Raw genomic sequence first — 626 nt, 5'->3', positions numbered from 1 at the left:
AGCGAAGCTGGGATGCAACTCGCACCGGTCGGCCCGATGGGTGTGGCACAGTCCATCAACTTCCAGCCGACGGGGGGCGGCAAGGCAGCCATCATCGGCGATTTCGTGCTGACCGGCGACGAAGCCAATCCTGTGATCAAGGCGCTGAAAGCGAACGACATCGATGTAACAGCGATCCACAGCCACATGCTCGACGAGCAGCCGCGCCTGTTCTTCATGCACTTCTGGGCCAATGACGATGCGATCAAGCTGGCCAAAGGGCTGCGTGCGGCACTCGACAAGACCGCGAGCACCAAGAGTTAGGCGAGGAGGAGGCAACACACACACGAGTCGAGAGGGGGACCGCGAATGAAGCGAGTTGTCGTTGCGTTGTCAGTGCTGGCAGGCCTTCTGGTCGCCGATCGCGCGGCCGAGGCGCAATCGTCCTGCAAGGTATGCGCCGAGCAGCACAAGGCGTGCATGAAGAACTACGCGGGCCATGCCTGCAAGACCGAGTACCAGATGTGCCTGAAGTCATGCAAATCGAAGCCGTAAACATAGGCAATCCTCGTGCCGGAATGCGCGTCGCATGTGCAGCCGTCGGATTGCTGACCTTGGTGACGCTCTGGAACGGCAGGGCAACGGCC

2 protein-coding genes are annotated in these 626 nt (G+C 61.0%); both read left to right on the top strand.

The window, feature by feature from the left end; all coding sequences use genetic code 11:
• On the top strand, positions 1 to 303 hold a 303-nt coding region (locus ACZYOF_RS44220), incomplete at its 5' end, for a DUF1259 domain-containing protein (protein WP_463719655.1).
• 45 nt (positions 304 to 348) lie between these two features.
• The gene (locus ACZYOF_RS44215; RefSeq protein WP_463719654.1) at positions 349 to 534 is read left to right on the top strand and encodes a hypothetical protein; all 186 of its coding nucleotides are present in this window, start codon (positions 349 to 351) and stop codon (positions 532 to 534) included.
• The last annotated feature ends 92 nt before the right edge of the window (positions 535 to 626 follow it).

Source organism: Bradyrhizobium sp. LeoA1Lang, assembly GCF_055413685.1.
The sequence above is the reverse complement of the archived record's forward strand: the minus strand, read 5'-3'. Positions and strand labels throughout refer to the sequence as shown.

Bases quoted from the DNA above. Each gene is read 5' to 3' on its own strand.
- ACZYOF_RS44215 (WP_463719654.1), top strand. From the start codon at position 349: ATGAAGCGAGTTGTCGTTGCGTTGTCAGTGCTGGCAGGCCTTCTGGTC.